The organism is Archangium sp. Cb G35, from assembly GCF_001896145.1.
Classification (GTDB): domain Bacteria; phylum Myxococcota; class Myxococcia; order Myxococcales; family Myxococcaceae; genus Archangium; species Archangium violaceum.
On the sequence record NZ_MPOI01000009.1, the window covers coordinates 464061 to 476683 of the forward strand.

12 protein-coding genes are annotated in these 12623 nt (G+C 70.0%); 4 read left to right on the plus strand and 8 right to left on the minus strand.

Going from position 1 to position 12623, the window contains the following annotated elements; translation table 11 throughout:
- Positions 1-71: 71 nt before the first annotated feature.
- The 6 genes from tsaE to folP all read right to left on the minus strand — a co-directional run bounded on the left by tsaE (position 72) and on the right by folP (position 6124).
- Positions 72-557, minus strand: coding sequence for a tRNA (adenosine(37)-N6)-threonylcarbamoyltransferase complex ATPase subunit type 1 TsaE (tsaE, locus tag BO221_RS28220; protein ID WP_073563604.1), 486 nt, complete (start codon positions 555-557; stop codon positions 72-74).
- A complete protein-coding gene (locus tag BO221_RS28225; protein WP_073563605.1) occupies positions 554-2086 on the minus strand; it encodes a bifunctional ADP-dependent NAD(P)H-hydrate dehydratase/NAD(P)H-hydrate epimerase in 1533 nt (510 codons plus the stop codon). Before BO221_RS28225 ends, tsaE begins: the two co-directional genes overlap by 4 nt.
- 3 nt (positions 2087-2089) lie before the next feature.
- Positions 2090-2467, minus strand: coding sequence for a holo-ACP synthase (acpS, locus tag BO221_RS28230; protein ID WP_073563606.1), 378 nt, complete (start codon positions 2465-2467; stop codon positions 2090-2092).
- A 6-nt stretch (positions 2468-2473) separates the two neighbouring features.
- The gene (locus tag BO221_RS28235) at positions 2474-3199 is read right to left on the minus strand and encodes a pyridoxine 5'-phosphate synthase (RefSeq protein WP_073563607.1); all 726 of its coding nucleotides are present in this window, start codon (positions 3197-3199) and stop codon (positions 2474-2476) included.
- Positions 3200-3283: 84 nt separating this feature from the next.
- The gene (gene glmM / locus BO221_RS28240) at positions 3284-4678 is read right to left on the minus strand and encodes a phosphoglucosamine mutase (RefSeq protein WP_073563608.1); all 1395 of its coding nucleotides are present in this window, start codon (positions 4676-4678) and stop codon (positions 3284-3286) included.
- Between the two features lie 192 nt (positions 4679-4870).
- Positions 4871-6124 (minus strand): dihydropteroate synthase, encoded by a 1254-nt coding sequence (gene folP / locus BO221_RS28245; protein ID WP_073563609.1) that lies wholly within the window; start codon positions 6122-6124, stop codon positions 4871-4873.
- A gap of 75 nt (positions 6125-6199) precedes the next feature.
- Between folP and BO221_RS28250 the strand changes: the two genes are divergently transcribed.
- Positions 6200-6733, plus strand: coding sequence for a gamma-glutamylcyclotransferase (locus BO221_RS28250; RefSeq protein ID WP_073563610.1), 534 nt, complete (start codon positions 6200-6202; stop codon positions 6731-6733).
- Between the two features lie 66 nt (positions 6734-6799).
- Positions 6800-8140: a DNA/RNA non-specific endonuclease gene (locus tag BO221_RS28255; RefSeq protein ID WP_083681438.1), complete on the plus strand. Its 1341-nt coding sequence runs from the start codon at positions 6800-6802 to the stop codon at positions 8138-8140.
- Between the two features lie 104 nt (positions 8141-8244).
- On the opposite strand, the gene ftsH is transcribed toward BO221_RS28255, so the two are convergent.
- A complete protein-coding gene (gene ftsH / locus BO221_RS28260; RefSeq protein WP_043408640.1) occupies positions 8245-10164 on the minus strand; it encodes an ATP-dependent zinc metalloprotease FtsH in 1920 nt (639 codons plus the stop codon).
- A gap of 180 nt (positions 10165-10344) precedes the next feature.
- Positions 10345-11721, minus strand: a complete 1377-nt coding sequence (gene tilS, locus BO221_RS28265) for a tRNA lysidine(34) synthetase TilS (RefSeq protein ID WP_073563611.1) — start codon at positions 11719-11721, stop codon at positions 10345-10347.
- Between the two features lie 453 nt (positions 11722-12174).
- Between tilS and BO221_RS28270 the strand changes: the two genes are divergently transcribed.
- Both BO221_RS28270 and BO221_RS28275 read left to right on the plus strand, forming a co-directional pair.
- Positions 12175-12387: a TIGR04563 family protein gene (locus BO221_RS28270; RefSeq protein WP_002628981.1), complete on the plus strand. Its 213-nt coding sequence runs from the start codon at positions 12175-12177 to the stop codon at positions 12385-12387.
- 5 nt (positions 12388-12392) lie between these two features.
- A complete protein-coding gene (locus BO221_RS28275; protein WP_043408629.1) occupies positions 12393-12611 on the plus strand; it encodes a TIGR04563 family protein in 219 nt (72 codons plus the stop codon).
- Positions 12612-12623: the final 12 nt, after the last annotated feature.

A 12623-nucleotide genomic window follows, 5' to 3' on the forward strand; every position in this document is an offset into this window, starting at 1 on the left:
CTGCGAGCGGGGGGACGACCCTCACCCCAGCCCTCTCCCAGGGGAAGAGGGGGCCTTACGATGTTCGCCACTCAGCGATCCGCGGGCAGCCAGGCCTTCAGCAGCTCCGCGGGCCGGGTCCCCCAGGCCTCGGCCACCAGCTCGCGGGAGTCCTCACCCGCGTCCCGGAGGGTGATGCGCAGGAACTCGCGGGGCGCGGCCTGGGGAATCCTGTCCAGCCACTCGACCAGCACCGCCCCGTCCCCGCCCACCAGGTCCAGGAAGCCCGTGGCGTACAGCTCGTCGTAGTCGGCCAGCCGGTAGAGGTCCGCGTGGTACAGCGGCAGCCGGCCCCGGTACGGATAGACGATGGCGAAGGTGGGGCTCGCCACCTCCGAGCGGGAGACACCCGCGCCCTCGGCCACGCCGCGCACCAGGTGCGTCTTGCCCGCGCCCAGGTCGCCCACCAGTCCCACGAAGTCTCCCGGCTGGAGCACCTGCCCGAGCTTCAGGCCCAGGCGGTGCGTTTCCTCGGGCGAGCCCGACAGCACCGTGCGGCTCAGGGTGGGCGTGCTCATCGGTTCCACCTCGTCCACACGTTGCACATCCCCTTGGCCACGTCCGTGGCGATCAGCCCCATCCGCCCGCGCCGGGCCACCATCAGGTCCGCCGACAACCCGTGCGCGTACACGCCCGTCCACGCGGCCTCGGGAAGCTTCAAGCCCTGCGCCAGCAGCGCGCCCAGCAAACCGCTCAGCACGTCACCCATGCCTCCGGTGGCCATGCCCGGGTTGCCCGTGGGGTTGACGTACACGGTGCCATCGTGGTGCGCGATGAGCGTCCGCGCGCCCTTGAGGACCAGTGTCACCTCGTGGGTGCGCGCGAAGTCCCGGGACACTTCCACCCGGGCCTTCTGCAGGTCCTTCGTGGGCACGCCGGTGAGGCGAGACATCTCCCCCGGGTGCGGGGTGAGCACCAGCGGCCCCCTCGCCCGGCGGAGCACCTCCAGGTCGGTGGCGACGGCGTTGAGCGCATCCGCGTCCAGCACGGCGGGCACATCCACGCGGGAGAGCAGCTCGCCCAGCAGCTTCACCGTCTCGTCGCCGCGGGGGATGCCCGGGCCGATGACGAGCACGTCCTTCTTCTCCGCCGCCTCCAGCAGGGGCTCCAGGTCCGCCATTCCGAGCGGCCCACGGTTCTCCAGGGGCCAGCCCATGACCTCGGGCGCGTGTCCGAGCACCGGCTCCACCACCTCGGAGCGGGTGGCCACGGTGACGAGCCCCGCGCCACCGCGCAGCGCGCCCAGGGCGGACATGGCCGCCGCGCCGGACTTTCCGTGGCTGCCGGCCACCACCAGCACGTGCCCGTAACTTCCCTTGTGCGTGTCCGAGCGGCGCGGAGCGATGGCCCCTCGCGCATCCGCCTCCTCGACGAGGAACAGCTCCCGGCCCTCCTGGGGGGTGGCGGCCTCGGGAGGAATGCCGATGTCCACGCACCGCAGGTCACCGCACAGGGTGGCGCCGGGCTCCAGCACCTGTCCCTGCTTGTAGAAGCCGAAGGTGACGGTGACGTCCGCCTCCACGCAGGGGGTGAAGGGCTCTCCGGTGTCCGTGTGCAGCCCCGAGGGAATGTCCGCGGCCACCACCTTCGCCCCGGCCGCGCGCCAGCGGAGCATGTGCTGGATGGCCTCGGCGAACTCCCCGGCCGGGGCCCGGGTGAGCCCCGTGCCGAAGAGCGCATCCACCACCACGTCCCCCGCCCTCGCCTCCACCTTGCCGAGCGGCTGGGGCTGATGGAGCCCGTACGGCTCCAACGCGTGCAGGTTGCGCTGGGACTCGGGCGTCAGCTTCGCCCGGTCTCCCACCAACACCACCGTCACGCGCAGACCGGAGATGTGGAGGAAGCGCGCCGCCACCAGCCCATCCCCGCCGTTGTTGCCGGGGCCGCACACGACCACGTACCGCGAGGCGGTGGTACCCAGCTCGCGCGCCGCGTCCGCCAGCCACCGGCCGGCGTTCTCCATCAGCAGCGGCGAGGGCATGCTGAAACGGGCTTCGGCGGCCTGGTCGGCCGCGCGCATCCGGGCGGCGGTGAGGACACGGCGCATGGCTCAGCTCCTGTCTTGCAGAATCACCGTCGCGGCGGCGACTCCGGCGTCATGGGTGATAGCGAGGAGGGCCTCCGCGCGCCGCTTCTCCATCTCCGCGAGCGCCACCCCCGAAAGGCGGAACCGGGGCGGGCCGCCCTCGCGCACCACTTCCATGTCCTGCCAGGTGAGGCCCGGCGGGGCACCGAGCGCCTTCACCAGGGCCTCCTTGGCCGCGAAGCGGGCCGCGTAGGCGCTCGCGGCATCCGCCCGCGCGCTGCACAGGGCCCGCTCGGCCTTCGTGTACACGCGCTCGAGGAAACGCTCGGCGCGCGGCCCATCCAGAATCCGCTGGATGCGCTCCACCGAGCAGATGTCCATCCCCAGGCCGAGGATTGCCATGGCGCCCTACCCCGGGTTGCGCATCAACTCGACCATCTCCCGCACCGCCCGCTCGAAGCCCACCAGTACCGCCCGGGCGACGAGGGAGTGACCGATGTTCAGCTCATCGATCTCCTGGATGCGCGCGATGGGCAGCACGTTGTCGTAGTTGAGCCCGTGGCCCGCGGCCACGCTCATGCCCAGCCGCGCCGCCGCCTTGGCCGCGTCGACGATGCGGCTCAGCTCCCGTGCCCGCTCGCGCTCGTTGCGCGCCTCGCAGTAGCGCCCGGTGTGCAGCTCAATGCGGTCCGCATTCACCTTGTGCGACGCGCGCACCTGGTCCAGGTCCGGGTCGATGAACAGCGAGACGGTGATCTCCCCGTCCTTGAGGTTCTTGATGATCTTGGCGATGTGTTCGCGCTGGCCGGCCACGTCGAGCCCGCCCTCGGTGGTGAGCTCCTCGCGCCGCTCGGGCACCAGGGTCACCACGTCCGGCTTGTGCTCGTAGGCGATCTTCACCATCTCCTGGGTGGCGGCCATCTCCAGGTTGAGCAGCGTCTGGACCGTCTCCCGGAGGATGCGCAGGTCGCGCTCCTGGATGTGGCGCCGGTCCTCGCGCAGGTGGATGGTGATCTGCCCGGCTCCGGCCAGCTCGGCCATGGCCGCCGCCGTCACCGGATCCGGATACGTGGTCCGCCGCGCCTGACGCAGCGTGGCCACGTGGTCCACATTCACACCCAATCGCTGTCCCATCTCGGCCGCTCCTCGCGCTTCAGGCCGGAACCTGGTCCGTTCCGGCCCGTGCGCGCCCTTCTATTGGCGGCCCGAGACCGGAAGTCAACCGTTGAGCGCCTTGGAGAGCGCCTCGGCGATCTCCCGGGCGTACTGCTCGTTGCGCGTGGCGTCGATGCCCTCGATGAGGACGCGGGCCTTGGGCTCGGTGCCGGAGAAGCGCACCAGCACCCGGCCGTCCTTGCCCAGCTTCTTCTCCACGTCCTGGATGGCCTTCATCACGGTGGGCAGCTCGCCCAGCTCGCGCTTCTGCTTGACCACCACGTTGACGAGCGTCTGCGGCACGGGCTCGAAGATGGAGGCCAGCTCGCTCACCGGCTTCTGCTGGCGGCACATGACGGCCAGGAGCTGGAGCGCGGCCAGGGTGCCATCGCCCGTGGTGGTGTGGTCCGAGAAGATGAGGTGGCCGCTCTGCTCGCCACCGATGTTGTAGCCGTTCTTGCGCATCTCCTCGACGACGTAGCGGTCACCCACCTTGGTGCGGACCACCTTCACGCCCCAGCGCGACACCGCCCGCTCCAGGCCGATGTTGCTCATCACCGTGGAGACGAGCGTCTTCTTCTTGAGCTCCTTGCGGGTGACGAGCTCGCCGGTGCAGATGGCCATGATGGCGTCGCCATCCACCACGTTGCCCTTCTCGTCCACGACGATGAGGCGGTCCGCGTCGCCGTCCAGGGCGATGCCCACGTGGGCCCCGTGCTTCACCACGGCGCGCGACAGGTTCTCCGGGTGGAGCGCGCCACACTTGTGGTTGATGTTCTTGCCGTCCGGCTGCACGCCCAGGGCAATCACCTTGGCGCCCAGTTCCTCGAGCACCGCGGGGGCCGTCTTGTAGGCGGCGCCGTTGGCGCAGTCGACGACGATGGTCATCCCCTCCAGGGTCAGCTCGCGAGGGAAGCACGTCTTGAGGAAGACGATGTAGCGGCCGCGCGCGTCCTCCAGGCGGAAGGCCCGGCCAATCTTGGTCGCGGTGGGGCGGATGGAGTCGATGGCACCGCTGGCCACCAGCTCTTCAATCTTCGCCTCCGTCTCGTCCGGCAGCTTGAAGCCATCGCGCCAGAAGAACTTGATGCCGTTGTCCTGGTACGGGTTGTGGGAGGCGGAGATGACGGCGCCCGCGTCCGCGCGCATCGAGGTGGTGAGGTTGGCGATGCCCGGGGTGGGCAGCGGACCCACCAGGTCCACGTCCACGCCCATGGAGGTGAGGCCGGCCGCGAGGGCCTGCTCCAGCATGTAGCCGGACAGGCGCGTGTCCTTGCCGATGATGACGCGGTGCCGGTGGGGCCCGTTGCGGATGAGGTGGGCGAGCGCTCGGCCCAGCTGCATCGCGACTTCCGCCGTCATCGGGTAGACGTTGGCGACGCCCCGGACACCGTCCGTGCCGAAAAGCCGCTGCGAGGCCCGCTCTTCCTTGGGGGGCATGTTCATCCTGTAGGCCATAGTGTGCCGCTCCACCTTTCCCTGTGCCGTCCATGAGGCCGGACCGCCAACGCCGAGGGCTTATACCCCGCCCTCCACAGCGCCCGAAGCTAGGGAGTAGAAGCCCCCTGGACAAGCTTGCTGCCAATCAGGCCGCCCCACCCCGTGGTGGGTCGGGCCGGTTCATACATCCTCCCAGAAGGAGAATCTCCCTCACCCGCCTACCTTTCCCGGCTGGTAGAGGGCGCCGCCGTCGAGGGCCGTCCGCAGGGCATCCGCCACGGTGAGGGCGTCCTTTACCTCGGCCACGTCGTGCACGCGCACGAAGTCCGCGTTCCCCGCCGCCGCCATGGCCGCCACCGAGCCCAGCGTCGCGGCCAGGCGCTCGTCCGCCGGCTTGCCCCCCGTGAGCTTCCCGAGGAAGGACTTGCGGCTGGTTCCCACCAGCAGCGGCAGCCCCAGCACGCGCAGCTCGTCCAGCCGCCGCAGCAGGTAGAGGTTGTGCCCGAGTGTCTTGCCGAAGCCAATGCCCGGGTCCACCAGCACACGTCCGCGCGGCACGCCGGCCGCCACGGCCCGCTCCACGCCCTCCTCCAGGAAGGCCAGCACCTCGTCCACCACGTCCTCGTAGTGCGGGTCCTTCTGCATCGTCTGGGGGGTGCCCTGGATGTGCATGAGGCAACAGGCCGCGCCCGCCTCGGCCGTCACGCGGGGCAGCTCGGGGTCGAAGTGGAAGCCGCTGATGTCGTTGACGAGCACCGCGCCGGCCTTCAGCGCCTCGCGGGCCACGGCCGCCTTGGTGGTGTCCACGGACAGGGGGACGTCCGTGCGAGCCCGCAGCCCCTCGAGCACGGGGACGATACGGGCCACCTCCTCCTCGACGGACACGGGCGGCGAGCCGGGGCGGGTGGACTCCCCGCCCACGTCCAGCACCTCGGCCCCCGCCTCGGCCAGCCGCAGCCCGTGGGCCACGGCCGCCTCGGTACCGAAGTACCGCCCGCCATCCGAGAAGCTGTCCGGCGTCACGTTCACCACGCCCATGACGGAGGTGCGTGCCCCGAAGGTGAAGGTCCGCGAGCCCAGCACCAGCGGGGCCGGAGGCGCGGAGGCCTCCAGCACGCGCGCCAGCGCCGCGGCCAGTTCCGCCAGCTCCGGGCGCTCCTTCGCCGCGGCCACCACGCGCTCGAACTGCTCCTTGCGTCCGGAGAGCAGCCCCGTGCCGGGCCGTACGCGCAGATCCCCCGCCACCCAGCCGGGGTACTCCTCGCGCCCGGGAGCCTCGGAGGCGGAGAAGAGGCCGGCGAGGAAGCGGCCCTGCTCGCGCTCCAAGCCGGTGAGCAGCACGTGCAGCGCGGGCAGCTTCTCCAGCAGGTACTCGCGGGCGGACGTGGGCAGCCCCATGCGCAGGAAGGCGGGCTCGAGGTCAGCGGGGCGGTCGACGCGGACGGGGCGTGCGCGAATCGGCATGGAGCCCACATACTCCAGGGAGTCCCCCGGCCGCGCGGATTCCCTCCGGCCCGCCTCCCATGCAGACTGGGGGCAATGTCCGGTCCCGGTCCCACCCCCCTGCCCTGGTTCGCCTTCTCCCTCGCCCTCGCGCCGGAGCTCGCGGGCGAGCGGCTCCGGGGGGTGTCCCTCCCGTCCCTGCCCGAGGGCGAGCTGGCCGAGGCGCTCGACGTGGAGCTCGTCTATGACGTGCCCTCCGCCGCGTGGAAGGGGCGGGTGGCGAGGCTCGTGGACGCCCCGGGCCAGCGCGTCCCCGGGCGCCTGCGGGCCATGCCTCCTGACTCCTGGCCCCTGGTGACGCGAGGGGAGAAGGTACTGGCCGAGGCCACCCTGGAGCGTCCGGTGCGCGTCCGTACGGCCTCCGGCGCCCTGCTCTCCGCACGGGCCTTCACCCCACCTGCCCCGAGCCAGCCTCCGCGGAGCCCGGTGAGCGTGGCCTTCCTCGTGGCCCTGGCCCGGGCCGCCGAGCACGCCCAGCTGCCCGCGGACGCGGTGGAGCGGCTCCAGGCCGAGGCCCGCCTCGTCCAGAGCGTCCAGCGAGCCCGGTCCCAGCGGGTCCGCCAGCCCTGAAGCACCCGGAGATTCTTCTCGGGACACAACTTCCCGGGGGCCGGGGACGACAATAGGTGCGTCCCCATGCAGATCCGTCCAACGAGCACCTCCGCGACCCCCCAGCGGGAGCCTCTCCTCACGGTGGAGAACACCGTCCCCTCCGAGTCCGGCAGTTGGAGCCGCTCGGCCTCGCGAGAAGTGTCCATCGCCGAGCTCCAGAGGAAGTTCGGCTGGGCGGACGGAGGCTGGGAGTCGGAGCTGCTGAAGGCGGCGGATGGGGCTTCTGGCAACGGCCGTGTGTCCGCGGCGGAAGTGGACGCCTACCTGGCACGGCCCGAGGACTCGCGCTTCCTCACCTCGACCGCCCTGCAGCAGCAGCGCGCGGCGCTGGAGCAGCGGTTGGCGGGTGGCGCACGCTCCACCGACGTGGACTCCTTCGACAGCGGCTGGCAGGACACGGTGGCCCGCCGCGCGGACCTGCTCGGGGGCAACGCCGACGGGAAGCTCTCGCGCGCCGAGCTGGACGGCTGGCTCCAGGACGTGAAGCAGGGGCGGGAGAAGGACACCACGTGGCTGCCGGACCAGAAGGTGGCCCTGTTCGAGAGCAAGGTGGCCGAGAGCGCGGGAGAGGTGGATCCGCTGCGCCCCACCGGCTCCACCGGCGGACTGTCGCGGGTGAAGGAGTACCTGCGGCTGTCCATGGATGAAGCCAAGAACGTGCCCACCTTCGTCAGCTACCTGCTGTCCGCGGCGGACATCCAGGAGACGCCCGTGGACGTGGACCGGGACAAGAGCCACTTCCACGCGGATCCCGAGCTGGGGAGCGCGGGGGTGGTGGACTCGGACTACACGGGCACGGGGTTCGACCGGGGCCACATGAAGCCGGCGGATGACTCGCCCACGCAGGAGGCCATGGACGAGAGCCACCTGATGAGCAACGTCGCGCCGCAGCACCCCGACCTGAATCGCCAGACATGGCGGACGCTGGAGGGCGCGGTCAACGAGCTGGTCCAGGCCACCGGAGGCAAGGCCTCCATCATCACCGGCAACCTGTACCTGGATGCCCGCGGCAAGCCCCTGCCGCCCGAGGCCGTCGAGACCCTGGGCGCCAACGCACGCCGCATCGCGGTGCCCACGCACCAGTTCAAGACGGTGTTGCTGGAGTTGCCCAATGGCAACCTCAGCATGTTCGCCTACCTGGTGCCCAACCTGAAGGACGCCCCGACGAAGAAGGCCGACATCACGCCCTTTCTCGAGGCCTCGCGCACCTCGGTGGACCGCATCGAGGAGCTGCTGGGACAGGACCTGTACGCGCAGCTCCCCGAGTCCCTCCAGGCGAAGCTGGAGGCGGACACCTCGGCCCGGGTGGCCTTCGAGCGCGACAGCAGGTACGAGGCCGCCTCGTTGTTGTGGCCACGGCACTGAGCGGACCTCCCGCGGCGTCCCCGCGGCAATCCACCTCGGAAGCAGAAGGGCCCTCCCCACGAGAGTGGAGAGGGCCCGGGTTCTACACGGAAGCGGAGCTCAGGCTACGCCTTGTTCGGCTCCATGTTGGGGAGCCCCTCGAGCGCATCGAGGATCTTCCGCTTGTCCTTCTTCTCGGTGGACTTCGTGGGCGGCGCCACGACGCGGGGAGGCGGACGCTCGCGGGTCAGCTGCCCGCCCTGCAGGAGGATGTTCACGTCCTCGGCATCCAGCGTCTCGTACTCCACCAGCGCATCGGCCACGCGATTGAGGCCCGCGAGGTGCTCGGTGAGCAGCCGCTTGCCGTTCTCGTAGCAGCCCATGACGATGCTGCGCACCTCGGCGTCGATCTGCCGCGCCGTGTCCTCGGAGTAGTCCTTGGCCGAGTTGAAGTCGCGGCCCAGGAACACCTCACCGTCGCTCTTGCCGAAGGACAGGGGACCCATCTTCTCGCTCATGCCCCAGCGGCACACCATGGCGCGCGCCGTCTCGGTCGCCCGCTCGATGTCGTTGGAGGCACCAGAGCTCATCTCGTTGAAGATCAGCTCCTCGGCGATACGGCCGCCCATGGCCATGGTGATCTGATCGAGGATCTGCTTCTTGTACCCGTTGACCTTGTCCTCGAGGGGCAGGCTCCAGGTGAGACCCAGGGCCTGGCCGCGCGGGATGATGGTGACCTTGTGGAGGGGATCGCAGCCGGGCAGCAGCTTGGCGATCAGCGCGTGGCCCGCCTCGTGGACGGCCGTGTTGCGCTTCTCCTTCTCGGTCATGATCATGGACTTGCGCTCGGGGCCCATGAAGACCTTGTCCTTGGCCTGCTCGAAGTCGCTGAGGTCCACGCGCTCCTTGTTCTGGCGGGCGGCCATCAGCGCCGACTCGTTGACCAGGTTCTCCAGGTCCGCGCCCGTCATGCCCGGCGTACCGCGGGCGATGACCTCGAGCTCCACCTCGGGAGCCAGCGGCACGCGGCGGGTGTGCACCTTGAGCACGCCCAGGCGGCCCTTCAGGTCCGGACGGGGCACCACGATGCGCCGGTCGAAGCGGCCCGGGCGCTGGAGCGCGGGGTCGAGAACGTCCGGACGGTTGGTGGCGGCGATGAGGATGACGCCCTCGTTGGACTCGAAGCCGTCCATCTCAACCAGGAGCTGGTTGAGGGTCTGCTCGCGCTCGTCGTGACCACCGCCGAGGCCCGCGCCACGGTGACGGCCCACGGCGTCGATCTCGTCGATGAAGATGATGCAGGGGGCGTTCTTCTTGCCCTGCTCGAACAGGTCGCGCACGCGGCTGGCGCCCACGCCCACGAACATCTCCACGAAGTCCGAGCCGGAGATGGAGAAGAACGGAACACCGGCCTCACCGGCCACCGCGCGGGCCAGCAGCGTCTTGCCGGTACCCGGAGGGCCCATCATGAGGACACCCTTGGGGATGCGGCCGCCGAGCTTGGTGAACTTCTTGGGGTCCTTGAGGAACGCGACGATCTCCTCCAGCTCCTCCTTGCACTCGTCGGCGCCGGCCACGTCCGCGAACGTGATCTTGTTGTGGCTCTCGTTGAGGAGCCGCGCCTTGGACTTGCCGAAGGTCATCGCCTTGCCGCTGCCACCCTGCAGCTGGCGCATGAAGAAGATGAAGAACAGGAAGAGGAAGACGACGGGCATCCACTGCCCGAGGATGGTGAGCCAGAGGCTGTTCTGCTCCTCGCGCTCGTACTTCACGTCCACGCCGTTCTTGCGCAGCTGCTCGAGCACGGCGGCATCCGGCTCGGGGCCGGTGGTGCGGAACTTCTCATCGGTGCCGGCGTACACACCCTGGTAGGTGTTCCCCTTCACCGAGACGGCACGAACCTTGTTGGCCTCCACGTTGGCCAGGAACTGGGTGAAGGTCGGCTCCTGTACCTGGTCGCCGCCCGTGGAGAAGAAGTTGTAGAAGGCGACGAAGAGGACGATCAGGATGACCCAAAGGCCGATGGTCTTATAAGTCGAACGCACGTGTCAGCTGCCCTTTCGGAGCTCGGCGGTATGAGGGCACGGCCGAAAAATGCCCAGCAGTTTCGACCGTTTGTCACGACACCGGGCGTGTTGCCCGTTTATCGGACGGTATCAGCAACAGCAAAAACGCCTCAACTATTTTGGGGGTTCCCCCCCTCAACCTCCGCGCAGTGGTCCACTCTATAACGGAGGGGGACCGGCCACGCTCGGAACCGGTGGTGAGGCCCACAGAAAGAGGCGTACAGCGGCCGCGGACGTGGAATTCCAAACGTCCGGCACCCAGAGCACCGTCTGCTCGGCGTCCGTCACCACCGGCAGCAGGTCGCGGCGCTCGGCGGGAACGCGCCGATCCACCAGCACGTCCTGCAGCTTGCGCGAGCCCGCGCTTCCCCTCACCCGGTCTCCCGGCCCGCGCGTGCGCACCGTGAGGGGCCACCGCGTCTCCTCGGAAAGAGGCAGGCCGAGCGTGCCCGGTGGAGGCGGCACCGTCGCCACGGTGAAGGTCCAGCCCGTGCCCGGCTGCACCCCCGAGGCTCCCTCCCCCGCCAGCACCAGGACCGGGGGCGGCTCGACAGGAGCCACGGCCTCGCGGCGCACGCACCGCACACGCCCGCCCGCAGTCCTCAACTGAAGGGCCCCGCGCGCCCGCCCGCCTCCGAGAGACACGGGCCGGCCCGTCTCCACGGCCCTCAGCACCCGGGCCAGCGAGGCCTCGTCCACCTCCGCGCCGGACCCGGCCAGCAGGCGAGCCAGCACGCGGCGGCGCAAGGGCGGCTCCAGGGCACGCACCCCCACCGCGTCCAGGCTCCCATCCGGAAGCGAGAGCCGGCTCCAGGCCCCGTCCGCCAGCCCGCTCAGCAGGGCTTCGTCCTCGGCGGCCAGCCGGGCGAAGGCGGCCAGCCGGGGCGTCACCGGGAAGCCCGCGGCACGAGCGAGCACCGGCAACACCTCATGGCGGATGCGCGTCCTGAAGAAGGCCGGGTCCCGGTTCATCGGGTCCGTCACGAAGGAGACACCTTCCTCGGCCAGGAAGGCCTCCACCTCCTCGCGCGTGCGCTCGAGCAGGGGCCGGACGAGGAAGGGCCGCGCCCGATGGATGCCCGCCGCCCCCCTCAGGGCCGTGCCCCGGACGAGCCGCATGAGGAGCGTCTCCGCCTGGTCCGAGGCCGTGTGCGCCGTGGCCACTACCTGGAGGCCCCGCTCCCGCCGCAGCGCCTCCAGGGCCGCGTACCGCGCCTCGCGGGCCCGGGCTTCCACCCCGGAACCCGGAGACAACTGCAACGGGATGACATGACAGGGCAGCTCCCACCGGGCGGCCAGCTGGACGACCGCCTGCACCTCCGCCTGGGCTTCCGGCCGCAGCCCGTGGTCGAGCGTGGCCACCTCTACCCGCAGTGAGAGCGACTCACGCACTCCGGCCGTGCCCACGAGGAGCGCCGTGGAGTCCGCGCCTCCGGACACGGCCAGTAGCACGGAGCCTCCCACCAGCCCGAGCTGCCGGTAGGACTCCTTCAGGGCCGTCGAAAACAGGACGCTGGTGTCACCAGTGGAGGGCATTGAACAGGCGAAGGAATCAGAATCGAGCGAGTCCGGTTACACCGGATGCAGCCGGTTGAAGCGGCTGAAGGCGATTCTTATGATCGTCACGAAGGTCGCGAGGGTCGGGCGGGTCGGGGAAAAGATGGAGAGGGGAATAGGTGACGCGACGCAAGATGTTTTGAACGTGAACTTTCGACGGAGTTGGGCCTAGGGGTCCCCCCCCTCCCCCTCTGGGCCCACGGGGCCGCCGGGATCAGTCCTGGCGGTCCTTCTTTCCGGAGCGCCCCGGGTTCTTCCAGCACTGGAAGGATCCGGGGCGTTCCCTTTTGCGGGTATTTTTCCCCTGACGGAGCCTGTACGACTGCATACGGTACGGGAGCACTCCGAAACCGTTGACCCGTCAGGGCGTCTGTCGGATAACGACACCGGTGTGTTCAGGTCGTCACCCCGTATCCGTTGCGGAGAGCCAGGATGGCAGGCACCGACAAGCGTAAGCAGTCCCTCTACTTCCCCGAGGAGATGCTCAAGGAGATCCAGGAGGAAGCAAACCGCCAGGATCGCTCGCTCTCGTGGGTGGTGCAGCAGGCCTGGAAGATCGCTCGAGACCGTATCAAGTCGTTCCCCGCGGTGAACGACGTGACGGGTGACGAGCGGCAGGACCCCCGTGAAGAAGGGAGGTCCTGAGCTTCATGGCAGCCACCGATCATCGTAAGCAGAGTCTCTACTTCCCCGAGGACATGCTGGACGAAATCCAGCGTGAGGCGACGCGGCAGGATCGCTCGCTCTCGTGGATCGTCCAGCAGGCGTGGAAGGTGGCCCGCGCCGAGTTGCGCAAGATGCCGTCGCCCAACGACGTCTTCGGCCCCACGCCGAACCAGCCGGACGGTTCGGACAACCCGCAGTCCTGAAGTCGCCAGCCC

What these genes read in the sequence shown, in the direction of transcription:
- tsaE (WP_073563604.1), bottom strand. Translation starts at nt 557, where the DNA reads ATGAGCACGCCCACCCTGAGCCGCACGGTGCTGTCGGGCTCGCCCGAG.
- BO221_RS28225 (WP_073563605.1), bottom strand. Translation starts at nt 2,086, where the DNA reads ATGCGCCGTGTCCTCACCGCCGCCCGGATGCGCGCGGCCGACCAGGCC.
- acpS (WP_073563606.1), bottom strand. Translation starts at nt 2,467, where the DNA reads ATGGCAATCCTCGGCCTGGGGATGGACATCTGCTCGGTGGAGCGCATC.
- BO221_RS28235 (WP_073563607.1), bottom strand. Translation starts at nt 3,199, where the DNA reads ATGGGACAGCGATTGGGTGTGAATGTGGACCACGTGGCCACGCTGCGT.
- glmM (WP_073563608.1), bottom strand. Translation starts at nt 4,678, where the DNA reads ATGGCCTACAGGATGAACATGCCCCCCAAGGAAGAGCGGGCCTCGCAG.
- folP (WP_073563609.1), bottom strand. Translation starts at nt 6,124, where the DNA reads ATGCCGATTCGCGCACGCCCCGTCCGCGTCGACCGCCCCGCTGACCTC.
- BO221_RS28250 (WP_073563610.1), top strand. Translation starts at nt 6,200, where the DNA reads ATGTCCGGTCCCGGTCCCACCCCCCTGCCCTGGTTCGCCTTCTCCCTC.
- BO221_RS28255 (WP_083681438.1), top strand. Translation starts at nt 6,800, where the DNA reads ATGCAGATCCGTCCAACGAGCACCTCCGCGACCCCCCAGCGGGAGCCT.
- tilS (WP_073563611.1), bottom strand. Translation starts at nt 11,721, where the DNA reads ATGCCCTCCACTGGTGACACCAGCGTCCTGTTTTCGACGGCCCTGAAG.
- BO221_RS28270 (WP_002628981.1), top strand. Translation starts at nt 12,175, where the DNA reads ATGGCAGGCACCGACAAGCGTAAGCAGTCCCTCTACTTCCCCGAGGAG.
- BO221_RS28275 (WP_043408629.1), top strand. Translation starts at nt 12,393, where the DNA reads ATGGCAGCCACCGATCATCGTAAGCAGAGTCTCTACTTCCCCGAGGAC.